The sequence below is a fragment of the Candidatus Methylomirabilota bacterium genome (assembly GCA_035936835.1).
Classification (GTDB): domain Bacteria; phylum Methylomirabilota; class Methylomirabilia; order Rokubacteriales; family CSP1-6; genus AR37.
Genome location: DASYVT010000181.1, coordinates 1 through 1,669, shown reverse-complemented (window position 1 = coordinate 1,669; position 1,669 = coordinate 1). Strand labels below are relative to the sequence as shown.

1 protein-coding gene is annotated in these 1,669 nt (G+C 67.6%); it reads right to left on the bottom strand.

Annotated elements, in window-relative coordinates; translation table 11 throughout:
* A partial coding sequence (locus VGV06_16455) for a transglutaminaseTgpA domain-containing protein (GenBank protein HEV2056734.1) occupies positions 1–1,669 on the bottom strand: 1,669 nt, incomplete at both ends.

Sequence of the window (1,669 nt, the reverse complement as noted above, 5' to 3'; positions counted from 1 at the left end):
GCCCTCGTTGACGGCGTGCGTCACTTCTTCGATGACAGGTTCCGGGGCCCCGACGTCCAGCCAGTATTCGAGCGGTGTCTCGGGCGGGGCGCGCCGGCGCCCCAGGCGGGCCTGCAGGCGTTCATACAGCCGGAGCAGCTCCGACTCGCCTGGAAGAGGGGCAGATCCGGCGACGGCCAGCCTTCGCTGGCGCCGGCTGCGGAGCCAGAAAAAGAGGGCCACGACGGCAACGGCGGTGGCGATCGCGGGGCCGATGACTCCGAGGATGCCAAGAGAGCCAAGCGCGGCGGCCGGCGCCCCGACGCTCAGGTGCGGGATCAGTCGCGCCAGACCTCCGCCCGCCCAGTGGTGCGGAAACCTGGTGGCGGCGAGACCCGACACGCCGGGTGTGGGGTCGAAAGGCACCCAGCCGTGGCCCGCGAACCACACCTCCACCCACGCATGTGCGTCACGCTCGCGCACTATCGCCTGGTTCAAGACTGGGTCGTAATCGCCGGTCCCATAGCCCGTCGCCAGGCGTGCCGGGATACCGAGGCTGCGCAATAACAGAACCTCGGCCGTCGCGAACTGCTCGCAGTAGCCGACCTTGGTGTCGAACAAGAACCAGTCCACCGGGTCGCGGCCCGGGGGCAGATGGCCGATCTCCAGCGAGTAGCGGTAGTGCTTCTGCAGATACGTCGTCAGCGCCATCACCAGGTCGTACTGGGTGAGCGTGTCGTTAGTGCCAATTGCCGTCTGGGCGATGTCCGATGCGAGGCGCTTGGCTCCGAGCGACAGCGAACCGGTGTCGAGGTACGCATGGTTGCCTTCGGGGCTCACACCGAATGCCCAGTCATCTTGCTGCAGCTCCTGCGCGGACAGGTTCGGGATGTAGGAGACGACCGAGTACGTCATCCCAACCTTCAATACATCCGGCGTCCTGAACGTGCCGTACGCGTCCTGGCGTATCGCCGTGACCGGCGCGTAGAGGCTCTGGATCGGATAGGCGGCGTTGATGACGCCCGGGAGAGTGCGGGCGACCCGGAAAACCTGGACGAAGGTGCCCGCGTTGTGCGGGGGCGCGGGGCCCAGCAGGCGCGAAGGCACGTAGGGCGGAAACTGAGCCACGAAACCCTTGCGGGACGCGGTCCATGCGCCGTCCTTGTACGTGTCGAAAACCAGCCCTCGCCAGTAAGCCGGCGCACCGGTTCGCACGTACATCACCGGGGCGTCGCCCAGGCGGCCGCGAAAGCGAAGGTCGATGGTGCTCGAGTCGCCGCCCACCTGAACCAGCGGCAGGGCGGGACTCTCCATCTCGCCTTTGAAGCTCGCGTACGAAGGAAGCGACACGACGAGCGGACCGGTCGGATCGAAGGCCGGCTGCGGGATGAAGACGAAGGCGGCGAGTCCGAGTGCCAGCGCTCCCACGACCAGCATCGCGGCCCCGCGTGGAGGCGCCGAGGCATGGGCGGCCCCCATCCGCCGCAGGTTCGAGCACGCCCAGAAACCGGCCAGGCACACCGCCCACAGCGCGACCAGGACGCCGAATGGGTAGTCCCACGCGTAGACCGCGGCCAGATAGAGGATCGCGAGGCTGATCCACAAGCTCGAGTAGTTGTTGCGGCGCGTCTTCAGGTCGAAGCTCGTGATCGCCACCAGCAGCAGTGCGAAGTTCGCCTGCGGCAGGACC